We start from the raw sequence: 18,481 nt of genomic DNA, 5'->3' as shown, positions 1-18,481 counted from the left end.
TATATTTATACATTCGATGCATAAGCTTTACTTTTTGCCGAATGCTCAATAAGGCCAAGTAAATGCTTGATGTGACCGTCACGATTAACATGGTGGTTAGTCTGCACGACTAGTTGCTCATGATTAAGGTCTTTGTTTGTTTTGAGGATCACCAAACTTGGGTCTTGAGCGATTGTATTTGCGTGTTCAATGCTTGCAATAGCAAAGTGGTTTGATTGCTTCAAGCCGTCCATAACCTGATCAATATTACCAATTTTCATGCTGCTACTTTTATTTAGCCCTTCAACAGCTTCATTAAGCATTGATTGAACCTGCTTAGACTGTGAGAAGCAGCCGTACATTGGATAGTCTACTAACTCATCTTTTCGTAAAGAGTCTTTACTAGCAAGAGGATGATGCTTAGCGACAAACAAAATCAGCTGATCAGGTAAATAAATATCGCTCACCACGTTACTCGCACTTTGCAGGTAAACACTAATATCTATTTCACCTAATTGTAATTTACGGGTTAGCTCGTGCTCATCTTGTAATTGCATCTCAATTTTGATGTTAGGGTAATCAGCAAGAAATTGACCGCAAGACATAGGGACAATCGAGCTAGCATCGCTGGTGTAACCAATTACAAGTTTCTGTTGATCTCTGCCAAAAAGACTTTGTTTAATCGTTTTCTTGGTGAGTTCAAGTTCGGATAGAGTTGTTTTACAGTAGCTTAAAAACATCTCACCTTGCTCTGTTAACCTTACTGAGCGAGTAGAGCGTTTTACAAGCTCACATCCAATCTCGTCTTCAAGTGTTTGAATGCTACGAGTTAGGGCGGATGTACTAATTTGTGTTTGTTCAGCGGCTTGTCTGAAGTGACGTAAATTGCCAAGCGCAACAAACTGTTCTAGTTGTTCAAATCTCATTCGAAATTCCTTTTATTTCTACATACAACACAATGATAATGTGCATTTTCCTAATACTAATACAAGTAATGGAATATTGAAAGTGAAACTTTTACATTTTGCTTACATTTTTTAATCGGGATAACTATCTCTGATTGCAATAAACTGATCTAAATTGTTTATAAATAAATCAACGAGTTTGGGGTCAAATTGTTTCCCTCGCTCCGATTGTATCAGTGCCAATACTTTTTCTAAAGGCCATGACGGTTTGTAACATCTATCGCTACCTAATGCATCAAAAACGTCAGCAAGTGCAGTAATACGACCAACAACATCGATTTGTTCACCTTTTAGACCCCTAGGATAGCCTGAACCATCCCACTTTTCATGATGCTGGTGCGCTATTGTAGCGCCACATTGCAATATTTCGTTAGAAGAATGTTGTAAAATTTCGTAACCAGTTTCTGCATGGGTCATCATTACCCGCCATTCTTCTTCGGATAGCTTACCAGGCTTGTTTAATATTTGATCAGGAATACTGATCTTTCCTATGTCATGCAATGGTGAAGCAAGTTTAATAATTTCTGCTTTGTAATCGGATAAACCATAAAGTTGCGCAAGCAACATGCTGTAGTGGGCGACCCGCTTAACATGGGAACCCGTTTCTTTTGAGCGTCGCTCTACAGCTTCACCTAAAATGTAAGACAGCTCTTTTTGTGATTCTTTCACTGTTTCGCGTAGTTTAATGTTGTCATAAGCGAGCGCTATATTGTTGGCAAAGAATTCAAGCAATTGACGGTCGGTACTACGCATTTTTGATTCTTTGCCTACATAGAGCATAGTTTCACCACCACCTGCAGACGGAAAATAACCTACATATTCAGTATCCGTGGACTGGGAAGCTTTTAAGTTATGAGACTCAATAAATAAGTTTTTTACATTGTCAGGAATATCAGAAGACTTAGGTTCTACACCCACACCAGATGCAGCAAGCAGTTTAAATTTGGCACCTGATTCTTTGCAATTATTGATGGCCGCTGCGCAGTAAATATCATTATCGTGAAGGCCCATCACGTTAGATACGTGTGCCAATATTGTTGAAGCAAATTCTCTGACACTGTTACACTGTAAAAATGAGGATGATGCATTAATAATCTGTTCTAATCCTCGTTTATGCTTTTCAATAATTTGAATATCGCGATGTGCGCGTAAAGCGGAGTAGAGTAAGGTTTTTAATTTTACCGCGGTTAGCTCAGTTTTATTTTTATAATCATTAATATCGTAGTCTCTAATTACTGACTCTTCTGGGGCTTCACCCGGCTGGCCTGTACGCAATATTAGGCGAACATCATGATTAGCTAATTCATTACGAATGTACTTAATCAGATCCAGTCCAGCATGATTCGTTTCCATAACCACATCAACTAGGCCGACTGAAATGAGAGACTCTTTTTGTAATATTTCTTTGGCTTGTTGTGCAGAATAAGCATGATGGAAACGCAATGCTTTTTGTTCGAACTCAAAACCTGACAGAACAAGCTTAGTTACTTGATGAATATCCTCTTCATCATCAACAATCAATATGTCCCAATATTCTGAATTGAGGCTTGGGTTTGTTGTTTCTTCTAAGGATTCATCTGAGAAAAGAAAGCTGCTCACTCGCCGACCCCATAATCACTATTCACCTAATCAGTATAGTCATTAAAACTGGGGCCTGCTTAATCAAGACGTTGGCTTTTTCTCAATATTTTGCAATTCTATTTCAATCGCATCACAAGAAATATGTATTTCATACAATGAGATGATAAGTGAAATCGTGAGGCAACATAGGCTTGCACCAAATAAAATAATACCAGTCAGTGAGACTTCGATAAAAAGTGCAAACATGGATAAGGTGCAAAGTAAGAATGCGACAACCCCCCAAACTTGCATAAACCTGATAAGCTTTATGCGCTTTCTCAAGTTGTCGATTTGAGCTCGCACCAATGGACGAATGCTTTCTCCCTCTCTTGCATTAAGTTCTCTAATTAGCTGTGCAAGTACCAAAAAGCGATTAGTATAAGCAAGCAGCAACAATGAGATTGCAGGAAATAAAAGTCCGGGAGTAGTGAGCGTCATTGTACACCTCGTTGACGTTACGAATTGAGAAATCATTATGACAGATAATAGCTTTAAATGGCGATGTGTATTTACCACCGACAATTTGTTGGAAGCACATATTGTTCAAGGTTTATTGAACCAAGCTAAAATACAGGTCAGGATCAATGGTGAGTCACTGGTTGGCGCGATTGGCGATATTCCAGCTGAGCAAGCAAAACTCAGCGTATTGGTTTATGAGATAAAAGAGCGCGCGGCCCGTGAAATATTGTTAAACTACGCGCAAAATCAGCCCACCTCAGATTGGTGCTGTAATCACTGTACTGAATTAAATGGTCCAGCATTTCAATATTGCTGGCAATGTGGAAAACAAAATGACCAAAGCGAATAACTTTCAACGCATTAGAGAGCTCAATTACCTGCAAAAGGCGGTGTTAGCCGCCGCTATCATAGAACGCATGTTGCCAAACTATGGCCTGTTCAGTGAGGCAACTGGCTTTGGTGATGAAACCGCATTACGTAATGCGCTGAATGTATGTTGGGAAAAGATTTTACTGCCGAAAAGTAAAATTAGCCTCGAAAAACAAGTAGAAAAAGTTGAGCCAAACGTCCCCGAACTATCTGAGTTTGATATGTTTGGTACTTATCCTGCGATTGATGCGGCAACTGCATTATTGGGGTTGATGCATGGGCTAATGGCAAAAGATGAACAAGAGTTTGTCAGTATCGCCAAGATTTCCCAAGCAACCGTTGCTCGCTATGTCGAATTTTTACTGATGAATGAGGAAATTGAACCAGATAATAAATTGGTGAGAGAGCACCCAATTATGCAGTACGAAATCGACATTTTGTCTGAGCTGATTGAGTTTGTCGAAAATATGGGCCGTATTTCTGCGGAGAATGTCAAAGCGCTAAAACAGCATGCAATTGCGGATGGACAAACCAACATTGGTATTGCGATTTAACATTCGAATACTGCCTTTTACTTGCCCTTCAAATCCACCTACGGGTAGAATACGGGCCCTTTTAAAATTGGTCTTGGGAGACTTAGTGTGCGAATTTTAGGCATTGAATCATCGTGTGATGAAACCGGAATTGCGATTTATGACGATGAGCAAGGTCTACTTGCACACCAACTTTATAGCCAAGTTAAAGTGCATGCCGATTATGGGGGAGTGGTGCCGGAACTCGCTTCTCGAGATCATGTGCGTAAGACCATTCCTTTAATTGAGGCGGCGTTTAAGCAAGCCGGTTGTGGCCCAGAATCGTTAGATGGGGTTGCCTACACCGCAGGACCAGGTCTTGTTGGCGCGTTACTTGTTGGTACTTCTATTGGTCGTTCATTAGCATTTGGCTGGAACATTCCTGCTGTTGCAGTGCACCACATGGAAGGCCATTTGCTAGCACCTATGTTAGAAGAAGATGCCCCCGAATTTCCGTTTATTGCCTTACTTGTGTCTGGTGGTCACACCATGATGGTGAAAGTTGAAGGCATTGGTGAGTACGAGATCTTAGGAGAGTCTGTGGATGACGCTGCTGGAGAAGCGTTTGATAAAACAGCGAAATTACTCGGTCTAGATTACCCAGGTGGTCCTTTGTTAGCTAAAATGGCTGAACAAGGTGTGGCTGGGAGGTTTGTCTTTCCTCGTCCAATGACGGATAGACCGGGTCTGGATTTTAGCTTTAGTGGATTAAAAACAGCCGCGGCTAATACCATTCGTGCAAATGGTGATGATGCACAAACTAAAGCGGATATTGCTCACGCCTTTCAAACTGCGGTTATTGATACATTAGCAATCAAATGCAAAAGAGCGCTCAAACAAACGGGTATTAAACGTTTGGTTATTGCCGGTGGAGTAAGTGCAAATACTGAACTGCGTGGCAAGTTAGAACGTGTTATGCAAGGGATGCAAGGCAAGGTGTATTACCCCCGAACAGAGTTTTGTACCGACAATGGTGCAATGATCGCGTTTGCAGGTATGCAGCGTTTAAAAGCCAAGCAATATGCGACGCTGGACATGAAAACTCAGCCGCGCTGGCCGCTCGATAGTTTAAAGCCGCTTTAAGGTTTTTTCTGACCGACCTTGGGCTCTTTGCCTTTTAAGAGCCTTTTAATATTTTCCCTATGACGAAAAATAATTAATACCGTTAAGAAGCTCACAGGAAGAGTATAAATAGGTTTGATCAACCAAGTATAAAGTGGCGCCAAGGTGACGGTGACGATTGCAGCTAATGACGAGTAACGAGTCAGCCACACCATCAACAGCCAAGTGCAAATTAGCATTCCACCCAAAGATAAACCAATTGGTAGCAAGGCGCCAAACGCTGTTGCGACCGCTTTACCGCCGTTGAAATGAAAAAATATTGGATAGATATGACCCAAGCACGCTGCAACGGCAATTGCACCGAGCCAAATGGGTTCAATCTCTAAAAAATACGCCCCCCATACAGGGATGGTGCCTTTTAATATATCAAACACCAATACGAGTACCGCAGGTAGTTTGCCGCCAATGCGCAAAACATTCGTTGCGCCTGGATTTTGCGATCCTGCAAAGCGGGGATCGGGTAAGCCAAATACACGACATACCAATACGGCAGAAGATATTGAACCAACTAAGTAGGCACAGACGCACATTAAACTAACTAACACGTTTTTCCTTATTTTGTCTTTTGGCGTTTTCGGCTATGATCGGCGTTTATTGTTGGCTGTAGATCATGAATAAGCAGCCACAGCCTAGAGTTATGCAACCAGTGGAGTATCAATGGATAAGGTCTATATCTCACAACTACACGTCGAAACTATAATAGGAGTTTACGACTTTGAGAAGGAAAGTAAACAAAGCTTGTACTTTGATATTGAGATGTTGACCGATATTTCGGCTGCTGCAAGAGCCGATGATATTAATTTAGCGGTTGATTATGCCAAAGTGAGTGAGCGTGTAATTGAACACACCACGGCTAAACCAGTCGAGCTTTTAGAAACGCTGGTTGAGCAATTGGCTTCGTTAATTTTAAATGAGTTCAATGTTGAACAAGTAACAATAAAAGTAAGCAAACCCGCTGCAGTACCCGCAGCGAAAACCGTGGGTGTTGAGATCACAAGAGCGAAGTTGTAGCGATGGCGCAAATTTATATCAGTTTGGGCTCAAATGTTGATCGGGAAAACAATCTTAAAGCAGGCCTTATCGCATTAATAAAGCACTTTCCCGAGTTCACACATTCCAGTGTGTATGAAAGCGAAGCGGTTGGCTTTGATGGTAGCAATTTTTACAATTCAGTTTTAGGGGCACAAACAGCCATGCCTTTAGAGCAAGTCTGTGCTTTGCTTAAGCAAATTGAATTGGAAAATGGGCGTACCCGTCAGGATAAGAAATTTAGTCCCAGAACATTAGATTTGGATCTGCTGTTTTATGATGATGTGATATGCGACAGCCCAGCACAGCTACCCAGAGATGAAATTACCAAAAACGCCTTTGTGTTACTGCCTTTGTTCGAAGTTGCGCCAAATCACATTCACCCCGTAAACAAACAAACCATCGCCAGTATTTGGCAAGCGTATAACAACCCGAATCAGAAACTATGGAAAGTGGAGTTTTCAATACCATGAGTATTATTGAAATTATTGTTTTGGCGTTAGTCCAAGGATTAACGGAGTTTTTACCTATTTCTAGCTCGGCACACTTGATTTTGCCGTCGCAAATATTGGGGTGGGCTGATCAGGGTACTGCTTTTGATGTGGCGGTGCATGTCGGTACTTTGATGGCTGTGATTATTTATTTTCGTAAGGAAGTAGGGGATATTTTAGGTGCATGGTTTAAATCGTTTGGCGCGCGAGGTAAAACAGACGACAGCCAATTGGGCTGGTGGATTATTGTGGCAACTATTCCTTCCTTATTGATTGGCTTTTTGGTTAAAGATTATGTTGAAGTGTATTCTCGTAACGCTTGGATCATCGCGACCACCACAATCGTGTTTGGTTTATTACTTTGGTATGCCGATGCCAAAGCCAAACAAATTAAAACCATCTATCAAATCAATTTTATGAGTGCGTTATTGATAGGCTTATCGCAAGTTGTTGCCATGGTATTTCCAGGCACATCACGTTCAGGTATAACGATGACAGTCGGCTTGTTACTTGGTTTAAACAAACAAAGTGCCGCACGCTTTTCATTTTTGATGTCAATCCCGGTGATTGCAGCAGCTGGATCTTATTATATTTATAAGCTTTCAAGCGGTGAAGAAGTGATAGATTGGCAGGCGATAGCCTTAGGCACGGTACTCTCGTTTGTGGCAGCTTACGTTTGTATTCACTTTTTTCTAAAAGTGATTGAACGTATGGGGATGTTCCCGTTCGTTGTGTATCGTCTTGTGCTAGGTGCTGCATTATTTACTTTCTTGCTTTGGTCATAATTTGTAGAAAAGAAAGCCCAAGTTTTAAAGTTTGGGCTTTTTTTTAAATCAATATAGTTGTATAAAGTATGCAATTATATTAATTGGGTACAAAGGCAATGAAATGGAAGCGTAAGGTGTGTGTGTCTTTAGTTATTGTGGGCGCACTTTATGGAATAAACACATCTATTGGTTTGGGTGTATCGTCCGATGTTCATGATAGTGTGGCGCACAAAAGTGATGTTGAAGGTTGGCATAAATCAAAAGCCGATGATGGCTCTAGGTTAATTGATAATGAACGTACGCAATTGGATCCGCGTATTGAAGCCTTACAGCATAAATTACAAACACTTTACCTTAACACTTTCAAAGAAGGTGGTTTGGATGGTCCAACCCGATTTGAATTTGAGGACCAATGGTGTATCGCACGTCAAGATCTGTCGGAGGGCGATCAGCGAAAGCTAGAACAGCAACGTGACCAATGGAATGAATTGACAGGCACACAGGGTCGTCATCTGTATTTTGATGACGTGGCACAAGCTTTCATGCATTGGGACTTAAAAGAGCTTGCAGAGTATGGGCTTGAACATGATGATGTGGTCGCAATGAGGCTTGTTGTTGAACGATTCCAAGGCGAACAATCGGATAAATATAAAGCGGCAAGGCGTTTGTTTATTCTAGGGGAGCGACAAAGCAGTATTCATTTCTATGTAGGGAAGGAACTGGAATCTGCATCTGATCTTCAGGAATCGGGTGAAATAGAAAAAGCACGTTTGGCATTAACACGGGCGTATGCGTTTGCTGAATATAGTTTTATGCGTAGAGAAACCAATGTTTTGATCCATCTTCAAGTTCATTTCTCTGATTTATATAAACCGTTGTTGGAACTGGTGGATTCGTTAGATCCTGCACAGGTGAGTAAGATAGCACGAGGGTTTTATAACTGGGCGAATGAACAACGCCTCGCGGAGTCTTTGCCACCACTTGAAGAGTTTGATAACAGCAAGGCAGCCAAAGAGGATTTTTCGAGGGGATTAGCATCGCTGTATCATCATGAAAATGGTCGATTTATATCAGGTAAGTACTTGAATTTGTGGCGTACAAACTATTTACAAAAAACGCCATGCTTGAAGCGACGCATCGCATACAACAAATATTCCCTCGAGCAATATCCTGAAATCTTGAAGCAAATGTATGATATTGAGCAAGAGACACGTCATGAAACACCTTAGAGCGTTTCCTGACGTGTTGCTTACACAATCATTCTTTATCGTCGGTCGTATTATCATCTAGCCGAGCACGTATTGTAGACAGCCTTGTTTCTGCTAGTTGCAGTTTGATTTCAGCCCCTTTATAGCCTTGTTTGATAATCGCTTGGACATCGACGGATAATGCGCTTTGCGCAGCCTCCATGAGGTTTGTTACATGATTTTGATGCACAGGGTTAAATGTTTTTGCGACATCACAAAAGAGTGAAAAGCGCTCAGGACGACGCCAAATATCCAGAGCATTGAAACATGCCAAAAGGTCTTGCGCTTGCAATTCTTCTTGGTTTATTAAACACTTAAATTGGCAAAAATCACGGGCACTTTGTGCATATTTGATAGGCACTTTGTGGGTTTGTTCGATATCGTCTAGTGCATCAACACTCGAGTGGGCGAGCCATAAGCAAAACTGGATAAGTTGAAAGTGCTCGTGGTCGATTGACAGCGTATTTACTTTTTGTGTAAGCCAATCGCTGCGATTTTTATTCCAACCTGTAAGCATTGGAAGAACTCGCTCTAATGCGTTGATTTGCTGTAATACATCACTAAAAATCGCGATGCAGCCATCTTTTAAGCATTTTTCAATTTCTAACCATACTCGTTCCTTGGTTAATGTACCAAGTTCGCCCTTGGCCACCATGGTTGTCATCAGTTCTAATGTTTCTGGTGCAATAGTGAAGCCCAAATAGTGATAGCGTGCGGCAAAACGCGCAACACGAAGCACACGCAAAGGGTCTTCACTGAATGCAGTGCCTACGTGGCGTAGCACTTTATTATTGAGATCATCTTGGCCATTAAAGGGGTCGACCAGTTTGCCATTGTCATCTTTAGCAATCGCATTGACAGTCAAGTCGCGGCGATACAAATCTTCTTCGAGTGTAATTGACGGAGAAAAATCGCAAATAAACCCGCCATAGCCTTGCCCATGTTTACGTTCAGTGCGCGCAAGCGCATATTCATCTTTACTTGTGGGGTGTAAAAACACCGGAAAGTCTTTACCTACTTGGGTATAGCCAAGTTTAATCATTTGCGCTGGTGTGGCGCCCACCACAACATAGTCTTTGTCAATGACAGGGCGACCAAGTAGTTCATCACGTACCGCGCCACCCACCAAATACACTTTCATACAAGCCTCAAGAAAACAATTTGCGCAATTTTAGAAACAGGGTTTTAACTTAGCCTGTTTTTTTGCCATTATAGGCACCATCATAACAAGAAAGAGATGTATCGTGTATTTACGCTATTTTGGACTAAGCGAAAAACCGTTTTCTATCGCACCTAACCCTGAGTATTTGTTTTTAAGTGACAGACACAAAGAGGCGCTTGCGCATTTAACATATGGATTAGGCGATGCGGGCGGCTTTGTGCTGTTAACAGGGGAAGTCGGTACAGGTAAAACCACAGTAACACGCAGCATGCTAGCGCAGCTACCTCAAAGTACCCAAGTGGCGTTTATACTCAATCCAGCGCTTTCTGAATTGGAATTACTTGCTAGCATCTGTGATGAGCTAAAAATAGATTATCCGGCTGACTGTGCGAGCCTTAAAGTGCTCACAGACCTCATCAAAGCGCGTTTACTAGAAAATCACGCATCGGGTGGTCATACCATGCTGATAATTGACGAGGCGCAGCATTTAGCCGCGGAAGTACTCGAGCAACTCAGGCTGCTAACCAATTTAGAGACCGATCATAAAAAGCTATTGCAGATCGTACTGGTCGGGCAGCCAGAACTACAGCATTTATTGCAACGCAACGAGCTACGTCAGCTCGCGCAGCGAATTACGGCGCGTTATCACTTGCTACCGCTGACGCAGTCGCAAGTGTATGCCTATATTCAGCACCGCTTACAAAAAGCGGGTTGTGATAATATGCTTTTTGATCACGATGCGATTGCCTACATGCATAAAGTCACAGCTGGGATCCCTCGTTTGTTAAATCTATTGGCGGATAGGTGTTTGCTTGGTGCTTACTCAGCGCAACAACATGTGGTCAGCAAGTCTATTGCGGTGCAAGCGGCGAAAGAAGCTCTGCCACTTGATTTAGTGCCAGTGCAACAGCAGCAGGAAAAGTCACCCATGTGGTGGATTTCATCGGCTGCTGCCGCAAGCTTTGTGTTTGGTTTTGCTTTCTCTTTTGTATTTTAGTGGTGAGTTATGTCGTATTTAGTTAATGCATTAAAACAATCTCAACAAAGCGGGCAGGGTGAGAACGACCACTTAGCATACCAGCATCAAAAGCAGCTTAAGTTGTATCGTTCTTTGGTTATCGGTTTAACAAGCGTTATTGTTGTGGGAGGCTTTTCTTTCGCGGGTTTTGTTACTGGCAATTACGTGCAATCGGGTTTCATCAAATCGCAACATGCGCAAGTAGATATTCAGACACAATCTACGCCCCCTAAAAATGTGGCCGATGAACAGCAGCAAGCAACGCAAGGTAAGGCGGCAACATCTGTAGTCGCAGCTAATGTGACTACGCCAACACAGCAAGTGACAGCACCACAAAGTGTGATATTGCCAGCCAATGCGAATATGGCGCCTATTATGACCAACAACGCCATGACCAGCGCAGCAGTGCAATATCAATGGATGACGGTGCAAGTGGGCGTTGATAACTTAGGTCAGCCCGTATATCGTCAGCAATTAGTGCCTGTAACGACCCCGCAGCAGCTATCCGGCAATGTAGTACCAGTGATGACGCCTTCTGCTCAGTTTCAGTCTTTTGGACAGAATAACGTGAGTGTTCAGCAACCGACAGAAGACTTGAGTCAGTACCGAGTGGTAGGAAAACCGTTAACTGAACCATTACAACAAGCCTTACAAGAGAAAAAACCAGACCCAGAGCTAGCGGGGGTTTCGAGTGAGCTTAAAAAGGCATTTGCCAGAGCGGTTGCAGAAACAGAGCACTCGACTTCAAACGAAGTGACGATGAGCAGCAAAGATTCTGCGCGAGCAGTACCTATTGAGTTATTGCCTTCAGGTTTGCAAAGTAGCCTGCCATCTCTTCGCTACCAAGCGCATATTTACTCAACGGAGGTAAGCAAGCGGTGGATAAAACTGAATAACAGAGAGTTGTACGAAGGTGATAGCATAGGGGCGTTGCGTGTTGTTGAGATCACGCCTGAGCAAACGCTGTTTGATTTTGACGGTTATGAGTTCAGTATGAAAGCGATGCAGGATTGGCTGCCATAAAAATCATGGCAGCATGGAGTGCTTGAAGAATTTCAGTAGATTAAGGCTGAATTCTTCAGGCTTAATGGCTGCCTCTATTTCATCATTTTCACGTTTACAAGACAGATCCACATCTTTCACTTCTGTATAGTGCATGTGCTTAGCGTGGTAAAAGATTTTAACCACAGGTCGCAATGGCGTGTCGGGGTTACTTTGACTAATAACGCCTACTCGCTGGCTTTTTAATTTCACCAGTGTGCCGACGGGGTATACCCCCATGCAGTGGATAAAGGCATTTAGTAACGACTCATCATAATGACTCGGAACCTGTTCCCGTAGTACTTTGAATGCCACAACTGGGGTGCGGCCGTGTTTATAAACTCTATCAGCCGTGATAGCGTCATAGCTATCCACGATAGCGATCATGCGCGCATACTTCGATATTTCATCGCCTTGCTTGCCATAAGGATAACCGCTACCGTCCAAACGTTCGTGGTGAAAGCCTGCTATTTCAGTGGCAATATCACCGAGTCTCGCATTCGCAACAATGTCATAACTATACCGGGCGTGTTGCTTCATTTGCTCGTATTCTTCATTGGTGAGCGCTCCCGGCTTGTTGAGGATCTCATTCGGCACTTGGATCTTACCAATATCATGCAGTAATGCGCCTGTGGTGACCTGTTCGATAAGCGTCCTGTCTAACGATAAGTGTTTAGAGAAAATGCCAATGAGGATCGCAACATTGACGGAATGTTCGAGTAAGTATGCGTCTTTATCTTTGATCTGAGCGATACATGCCAGTGCGTCCTGATTTCTAAATATCGAGTCGATTAAGTCGCTGGCAGTGTCTTGAAAAGGTGTGAGGTCGAGTTGTTTGCCATTTTTTAAATCATCAAATGTTTTTTGCTGTAGTGCTTTCGCTTCTTTATAGAGCACATTTGCTTTATCCAGTTCGTTTTCAATAGTGGTTGATTTGTGAAATGGATCGCGCTTTTTAGCCGCTTCGGCCTTTATCTTTGTTTGTGATGATAACGCCTCATGGGGGGACTCTTGAGGTTGTTCTTCAGCTTTTTCTGGCGTGTCTGTTTTTGGCTGTAGGGTCTTATCAGGGTCGATTTCCACCGCCATAACACCTGCATTGAGCAAGTTTTCAATACCTGCTTGGGTTTTAACCCAGCCTTGGTTTTTAACTTTGACATGGCCTGTTTGTTTAGTGACGCCAACGACAAACATTCCCGGTTTTAACTCATTGATATCTATAGTTTTCACTTTTCTATCTTTTTTGAGGAGATTAATTTAAAGGTTAGCAAAGGTTTACTTAAAAGGAAGGCATGTAAAAAGAATTTATAAGACTTAATGATGAAGAATGATAAAAAAAGCCAGCATTTGCTGGCTTTTCAGAGGTTTATTTAGAGTTATTACTCTTCATCTTCCACTAGGGTCATCAGTGATGTGTTACCACCCGATGCCGTTGTGTCGATGCTGATAGTTTTCTCCGTGACGAGACGGTTGATTAACGTGTCGTAGTACTCTGCGCTGATCACTGGCAAAATTGCGCCAGTACGTGCAGCAAGTTGCTGTGAGAAGTAGCCTAATCGAGACGAACGCGCAGCGACAACCGCACCCGCTAGGTGAGGGTGTGCCAAAATTGCCTGTAGCTGATTTGGTTTAGCAACTTGGAATACACCTTCGGCAATACCTGTAGAGATAAATTTATCTCTAAATGCTTGCGCTTCTTCATAGAACAACTCAGATGCTACCGTGATCACCGTATTACCAGCTGCCAGTGCGGTGATAATTGAAATTGCCCAGAAGTTGAAAGACGTACTCTTATCCGCATAACACACAACACAACCACGTGGTTCAAGGTGAAGGGTGTTTGACTCACCCGTTGGACCAGGCAATGTGGTGTATGAACGCATACGTTTTTCAAGGCGGTTCAATTGTGCACGCGCATCCGCTAACGTTTTAGCTAAGTCATCGGCTAAGTCATCAATGATCTCTACGGTCGCGATTTTAGCGAGTAACTGGCGCACGGCGGAAACACGGTCATTCAATGGTGTGCTACGCCAGATCTTCTCGTCACGCATTGAGTTGCGCATCAGTTGATCGACTTGCTCGGCGGCACCTGGGAAGTCGTGCGTTTCTAACTCATCTGCGGTTAAATTTGTCATTTGCACGTTTTCAGGTGATGCTTTTTCTTTGACTAAGCGGTATAGGTAGTTTGGACCTCCCGCTTTAGGACCTGTACCAGATAAACCACGACCACCGAAAGGTTGCACACCGACGATTGCACCGATCATGTTGCGGTTGACGTACACGTTACCCGCACGAGACATTTTCGCTAGGTACTGACAACGTTCTTCAATACGTGAGTGAACACCCATTGTTAGGCCGTAACCCGTTGCATTGACTTGGTCGATGACTTTATCAAGATCTTGTGCTTTGTAACGTACGATGTGCACGATAGGGCCAAATACTTCACGTTTTAGCACAGATAAGTCTGCGATCTCGTATAGACGAGGTGCGAAGAAGTATGCGCCATTTTCATTGTTATCTGGGATCTGAGCTTCAAACAGCAATTTACCATTGCTCTTTAGGTACTCAACGTGTGCATTTAGCGTGTTCAGTGCCTTTTCATCAATCACAGGGCCTACATCAGTAGACAGTAACGAAGGGTCGCCTACGTGCAGTTCTTGTAGCGCACCTTTTAGCATTCTGATGATGCCATCAGCAACGTCGTCTTGTAAGAACAATACGCGTAGAGCCGAACAACGTTGACCTGCACTTTGGAAGCCAGATGAAATAACGTCATCAACCACCTGCTCTGGAAGTGCAGTAGAATCAACGATCATACAGTTTTGGCCACCTGTTTCGGCAATTAGCGGAACTTGGAGGTCGTTACGCTCGGCAAGAATCTGCGAGATCAAAGTACCGGTTTCTGTTGAACCCGTGAACATAACAGCTTGAATTCGCTCATCAGGCACAATGTGCTTACCGACTTCGCTACCGCGCGCGATAACAGGCTGTACAACGTGCTCAGGCAGACCCACAGTGTGCATGAGTTCAATACAACGCAGTGCAATATAGCTTGTTTGTTCAGCTGGTTTTGCGATAACGCTGTTACCCGTCACAATCGCAGCGGCAACTTGGCCAAGGAAAATCGCCAGAGGGAAGTTCCATGGGCTGATACATAAGATCACACCACGTGCTTCAAAGCGTTCATCTTGTGCGAGTTCTTCTGCACGCGCTGCATAGTAACGGCAGAAGTCAACGGCTTCACGCACTTCGTCAATGCTGTCTTGCGTAACTTTACCCGCTTCTTTGATACAGATAGCAACTAGCTCGTCGTGGTGACGCTCCAGAATATCAGCAACGCGACGCAGCAAGTCAGCACGCTCTTTAACAGGTGTTTGTGACCAGCTCGTAAATGCTTTATCTGCATTTTCAAGCATCGTTTGCATCTCATCGCTTTGGTGAATACGTACCTGACCTACCACTTCTTTGTGATTTGCTGGGTTGCGTACTGCTAAATGACCTTCCTGCACTAGGCTTTCGTCAATGCGGTGCTCGTTAAACCAGTTGTCTAAGTTAGCTTTGAATGGAGTTAATCCGTTAATGTCGGTTAAATCCATACCCTTTGAGTTAGGACGCTCGTCACCGTACAACTCGATAGGTAACTTAATCTGCTTATTAAACTTGTTGCGTAAACCTTGCAGCGTTTCAACAGGATCAGGTAAGAGTGATTCTACCGGTTTAGACGTATCAACAATGGCGTTCACGAATGACGAGTTTGCGCCATTTTCGAGTAAGCGACGTACTAAATAAGCGAGTAAGTCTTCATGTTGACCTACAGGCGCATAAACACGGCACTGGATCTTGTCGTTTTCTACGATTTGGTCGAAGAGAGATTCACCCATACCGTGTAGACGCTGGAATTCAAAGCCGTGGTTATCACCCTTAGCCACTTCTAGGATAGTTGCTGCGGTATATGCATTGTGTGTTGCAAACTGAGGGAAGATCACATCACGAGCTTCCAATAGTTTAATGGCACACGCTTTGTATGAGACGTCGGTAGTTGCCTTACGCGTAAATACAGGGAAGTGATTTAAACCATCTTGTTGTGTGGTTTTAATCTCGGTATCCCAGTAAGCGCCTTTTACTAAACGAACCATCATTCTGCGGCCAACACGGCGAGCTAAGTTAGCCAACCATTCAACCACAAAAATAGCGCGTTTTTGGTACGCTTGAACCGCAAGACCAAAACCTTGCCAATCACCTAGTTCTTCGTCAGAGAATACCGCTTCAATAATGTCGAGAGAGATATCTAGGCGGTCAGCTTCTTCAGCGTCAACAGTAAAGCCAATGTCATATTTTTTCGCAGCTAAGGCTAGCTCTTTTAGCTTTGGTACGATTTCACTCATCACACGGTCGCGATGGCTAAACTCATAGCGAGGGTGAATAGCGGAAAGCTTGACTGAAATGCCCGGGCTCTTGATAGGGCCACGACCATTTGCTGCTTTACCAATGGCATGGATAGCGGTCATGTAGCTGTTGAAGTAACGATCTGCATCGGCCATGGTGCGTGCACCTTCACCTAGCATATCGTATGAATATACATAGCCTTTTTGCTCTTTATCCGCAGCACGCTCAATGGCTTCATCAATGTTTTGACCCATCACGAACTGCTTACCCATGATCTTCATCGCGAAGTTCACAGATTTACGGATCACTGGCTCACCTAAACGGCCAATGGTTTTTTTCAAAACACCAAATTGTTGTTCTTTATTTTTATCTGTGTAGTTCACCATTTTACCGGTAACGAGCAAGCCCCAGCTTGATGCATTCACAAATAAAGAATCACTGCTACCAAGGTGAGAACTCCAATCCCCCTTAGCCAGTTTGTCGCGAATTAAGTTATCTTGCGTTTGTTTATCTGGTACACGAAGTAGGGCTTCTGCCAAACACATCAACACAACGCCTTCTTCTGTAGAAAGCGAGAACTCATTTAATAAGGCATCAACGCCATTTTGGCCGTCTTGGTCTTTACGAATATTTAAAACCAATTGACGTGCACGTTCCCATGCTCGGCTTCGCGCTGTAACACCTACCTCAGCAAGCGGCAAAATATGATCGATAACTTCATTTTCATCAATTCGATAGAAGTCACGGATTTTTTGTCGGATAGGACAGTTCGTTGTCAAATCGCCGTTATAAAGCATAAGCAACCCTCAATTTAGAGTAGAGTCAAAAATACATGTAATTAGCGCCTACACCCTTGGTGACAATGTAGGAGGCCTGAGCCGTTTTAATTACGACAAATTAATGCTGTGTGGTGGAGGCACCATATCATACTGATTGCCTGTTTGAAATTTAACCGCACAACATTCGGTTTTATATCAATTTTCGCGGCCATTTTATCCAAAAGACAGCAGTATATGCTGTCTTATTTTTTCCGTTTACGGTAAATTAGCGGGTGATTGTTAACTCTCACAGAATAAAATGCTGAATGACTACTTCCATCAAAACCCGCGTACTTGATCGCATTGATTTAGCTATTTTAGATGTATTACAAAAAAATGGCCGTATCTCGAACGTAAATTTGGCCAAAGCCGTTAATTTGAGTCCCAGCCCTTGCTTAGATCGGGTGAAGAAGCTTGAGTCAGAAGGCTACATTGAAGGCTATACCGCACGTCTTAATCCAACCAAGTTGGGTCAGCATTTGGTTGCGCACGTGGAGATCACACTCAAAAGTTCAACGGAGTCTGTTTTTGAAACCTTTGCCCAGCACGTTCATAAAATACCTAATGTTGTTTCTTGCGATATGGTGGCTGGGGGCTTTGACTATTTATTGAAAATTCGTGTGCAAGATATGCGACAGTATCGAGAAGTGTTAGGGCAGATTGTGGAGATCCCCGGAGTGGGTACTAATCATACCTATATGGTGATTGAGCATGTCAAATCTGATATGGGTGTAGAGGTATTAAACCTCTAACGAAAAAGGCCGCTAAATTAGCGACCTTTCTTATTTGTTACCATTCGTCGTAGCGCTTCTTACGTGACAGTAAAGAAGTCAGCGCGACGCCGAATAATAATCCCGCAAGCGCGACACCACCGCCGTATGTGAGTAGTAAATGTTGTTCTTTTTGTTTTTTCGCTTCGCTTGCTTGTGTTTGCTCATTGAGTGCGGTTTGTAGCTCAGTAATACTTTGTTGAAGACGTTGATTTTCAGCTCTTAAGCCATTATTTGCTTGCTGTAAAATGGGTTGTTCGTCGCGCAGCGCTTGGATAATTGCATCACTGTCTTCTAGCGCTTGTTGAGCACTGTCCAACTGTTGACGCAGTCCAGGTTCGATGGAGACAAACTTTTCTTCCACCCAGGCTTCTCTTCCCTTGTCATCAACAATCTGGATATAACCGTTATCAGGCTCGGAAATAATGGAAATTGGTGTGCCTGCATCGACCGAACCGAGAATACGATAGTTTTTTCCGGGACCTGAGTGAATATAGATGAACAAATTGTCATCTATGAACCCCGTGTTGATAACCTGCGCTACTGTGGATGATGTGGTCGCTGTTTCAGTGCTACCCTGTTGTTCTGTTTCTTGCGCAGTTGCATATAATGAACTTAGCATTAACAGGGACGGCAATATAATTCTGTTTAGCATATGTTTGTCCA

General features: G+C 43.2%; 18 protein-coding genes. 10 read left to right on the top strand and 8 right to left on the bottom strand.

Annotated elements, in window-relative coordinates; genetic code table 11:
- Nucleotides 1-5: 5 nt before the first annotated feature.
- The 3 genes from AC5FX4_RS16215 to AC5FX4_RS16205 form a co-directional block, all read right to left on the bottom strand.
- Nucleotides 6-905, bottom strand: coding sequence for a LysR family transcriptional regulator (locus AC5FX4_RS16215; protein WP_493607371.1), 900 nt, complete (start codon nt 903-905; stop codon nt 6-8).
- A gap of 111 nt (nt 906-1,016) precedes the next feature.
- Nucleotides 1,017-2,543 (bottom strand): DUF3369 domain-containing protein, encoded by a 1,527-nt coding sequence (locus AC5FX4_RS16210; protein ID WP_493607370.1) that lies wholly within the window; start codon nt 2,541-2,543, stop codon nt 1,017-1,019.
- 63 nt (nt 2,544-2,606) lie between these two features.
- Nucleotides 2,607-3,002: a DUF2721 domain-containing protein gene (locus tag AC5FX4_RS16205; RefSeq protein WP_493607369.1), complete on the bottom strand. Its 396-nt coding sequence runs from the start codon at nt 3,000-3,002 to the stop codon at nt 2,607-2,609.
- A 37-nt stretch (nt 3,003-3,039) separates the two neighbouring features.
- Between AC5FX4_RS16205 and AC5FX4_RS16200 the strand changes: the two genes are divergently transcribed.
- From AC5FX4_RS16200 to tsaD, 3 genes are all read left to right on the top strand, one after another.
- On the top strand, nt 3,040-3,372 hold the full coding sequence (locus tag AC5FX4_RS16200; RefSeq protein WP_493607368.1) for a putative signal transducing protein: 333 nt from the start codon (nt 3,040-3,042) through the stop codon (nt 3,370-3,372).
- On the top strand, nt 3,356-3,946 hold the full coding sequence (locus AC5FX4_RS16195; RefSeq protein WP_493607367.1) for a YjaG family protein: 591 nt from the start codon (nt 3,356-3,358) through the stop codon (nt 3,944-3,946). Before AC5FX4_RS16200 ends, AC5FX4_RS16195 begins: the two co-directional genes overlap by 17 nt.
- Nucleotides 3,947-4,033: 87 nt before the next feature.
- On the top strand, nt 4,034-5,047 hold the full coding sequence (gene tsaD, locus AC5FX4_RS16190; protein WP_476292030.1) for a tRNA (adenosine(37)-N6)-threonylcarbamoyltransferase complex transferase subunit TsaD: 1,014 nt from the start codon (nt 4,034-4,036) through the stop codon (nt 5,045-5,047).
- Here the strand turns inward: tsaD and plsY are convergent.
- Nucleotides 5,044-5,631, bottom strand: coding sequence for a glycerol-3-phosphate 1-O-acyltransferase PlsY (gene plsY, locus AC5FX4_RS16185; protein WP_493607366.1), 588 nt, complete (start codon nt 5,629-5,631; stop codon nt 5,044-5,046). The genes tsaD and plsY overlap by 4 nt on opposite strands.
- Nucleotides 5,632-5,743: 112 nt before the next feature.
- Between plsY and folB the strand changes: the two genes are divergently transcribed.
- The 4 genes from folB to AC5FX4_RS16165 all read left to right on the top strand — a co-directional run bounded on the left by folB (nt 5,744) and on the right by AC5FX4_RS16165 (nt 8,602).
- Entirely contained in the window at nt 5,744-6,097 is a 354-nt protein-coding gene (gene folB / locus AC5FX4_RS16180) for a dihydroneopterin aldolase (RefSeq protein ID WP_493607365.1), read from the top strand.
- A 2-nt stretch (nt 6,098-6,099) separates the two neighbouring features.
- Nucleotides 6,100-6,588: a 2-amino-4-hydroxy-6-hydroxymethyldihydropteridine diphosphokinase gene (folK, locus tag AC5FX4_RS16175; RefSeq protein WP_493607364.1), complete on the top strand. Its 489-nt coding sequence runs from the start codon at nt 6,100-6,102 to the stop codon at nt 6,586-6,588.
- A complete protein-coding gene (locus AC5FX4_RS16170; protein ID WP_493607363.1) occupies nt 6,585-7,391 on the top strand; it encodes an undecaprenyl-diphosphate phosphatase in 807 nt (268 codons plus the stop codon). The genes folK and AC5FX4_RS16170 overlap by 4 nt, the downstream gene beginning before the upstream one ends.
- A 98-nt stretch (nt 7,392-7,489) precedes the next feature.
- Nucleotides 7,490-8,602 carry a hypothetical protein gene (locus AC5FX4_RS16165; protein ID WP_493607362.1) on the top strand — a complete coding sequence of 371 codons (1,113 nt, stop codon included), beginning with the start codon at nt 7,490-7,492 and terminating at the stop codon, nt 8,600-8,602.
- A 28-nt stretch (nt 8,603-8,630) separates the two neighbouring features.
- On the opposite strand, the gene AC5FX4_RS16160 is transcribed toward AC5FX4_RS16165, so the two are convergent.
- A complete protein-coding gene (locus tag AC5FX4_RS16160; protein WP_493607361.1) occupies nt 8,631-9,761 on the bottom strand; it encodes a tRNA nucleotidyltransferase/poly(A) polymerase-related protein in 1,131 nt (376 codons plus the stop codon).
- Between the two features lie 103 nt (nt 9,762-9,864).
- Here AC5FX4_RS16160 and AC5FX4_RS16155 point away from each other — a divergent pair, with 103 nt between their 5' ends.
- Both AC5FX4_RS16155 and AC5FX4_RS16150 read left to right on the top strand, forming a co-directional pair.
- Nucleotides 9,865-10,779: an ExeA family protein gene (locus tag AC5FX4_RS16155; RefSeq protein ID WP_493607360.1), complete on the top strand. Its 915-nt coding sequence runs from the start codon at nt 9,865-9,867 to the stop codon at nt 10,777-10,779.
- 9 nt (nt 10,780-10,788) lie between these two features.
- Nucleotides 10,789-11,823 (top strand): general secretion pathway protein GspB, encoded by a 1,035-nt coding sequence (locus AC5FX4_RS16150; RefSeq protein ID WP_493607359.1) that lies wholly within the window; start codon nt 10,789-10,791, stop codon nt 11,821-11,823.
- 3 nt (nt 11,824-11,826) lie between these two features.
- On the opposite strand, the gene AC5FX4_RS16145 is transcribed toward AC5FX4_RS16150, so the two are convergent.
- Complete coding sequence (locus AC5FX4_RS16145) at nt 11,827-13,071, bottom strand: cyclic di-GMP phosphodiesterase (protein WP_493607358.1); 1,245 nt, start codon at nt 13,069-13,071, stop codon at nt 11,827-11,829.
- Nucleotides 13,072-13,220: 149 nt separating this feature from the next.
- Nucleotides 13,221-17,024 carry a bifunctional proline dehydrogenase/L-glutamate gamma-semialdehyde dehydrogenase PutA gene (gene putA, locus AC5FX4_RS16140; RefSeq protein ID WP_493607357.1) on the bottom strand — a complete coding sequence of 1,268 codons (3,804 nt, stop codon included), beginning with the start codon at nt 17,022-17,024 and terminating at the stop codon, nt 13,221-13,223.
- A gap of 287 nt (nt 17,025-17,311) precedes the next feature.
- Between putA and AC5FX4_RS16135 the strand changes: the two genes are divergently transcribed.
- Nucleotides 17,312-17,797 (top strand): Lrp/AsnC ligand binding domain-containing protein, encoded by a 486-nt coding sequence (locus tag AC5FX4_RS16135; protein ID WP_493607356.1) that lies wholly within the window; start codon nt 17,312-17,314, stop codon nt 17,795-17,797.
- 37 nt (nt 17,798-17,834) lie between these two features.
- On the opposite strand, the gene AC5FX4_RS16130 is transcribed toward AC5FX4_RS16135, so the two are convergent.
- Nucleotides 17,835-18,437, bottom strand: a complete 603-nt coding sequence (locus tag AC5FX4_RS16130; protein WP_493607355.1) for a TIGR04211 family SH3 domain-containing protein — start codon at nt 18,435-18,437, stop codon at nt 17,835-17,837.
- Nucleotides 18,438-18,481 lie beyond the last annotated feature (44 nt).

It is taken from the genome of Pseudoalteromonas sp. ATL1, assembly GCF_058933015.1.
Note: the sequence above shows the minus strand (reverse complement) of the source record. Positions and strands in the feature narration are given on the sequence as shown.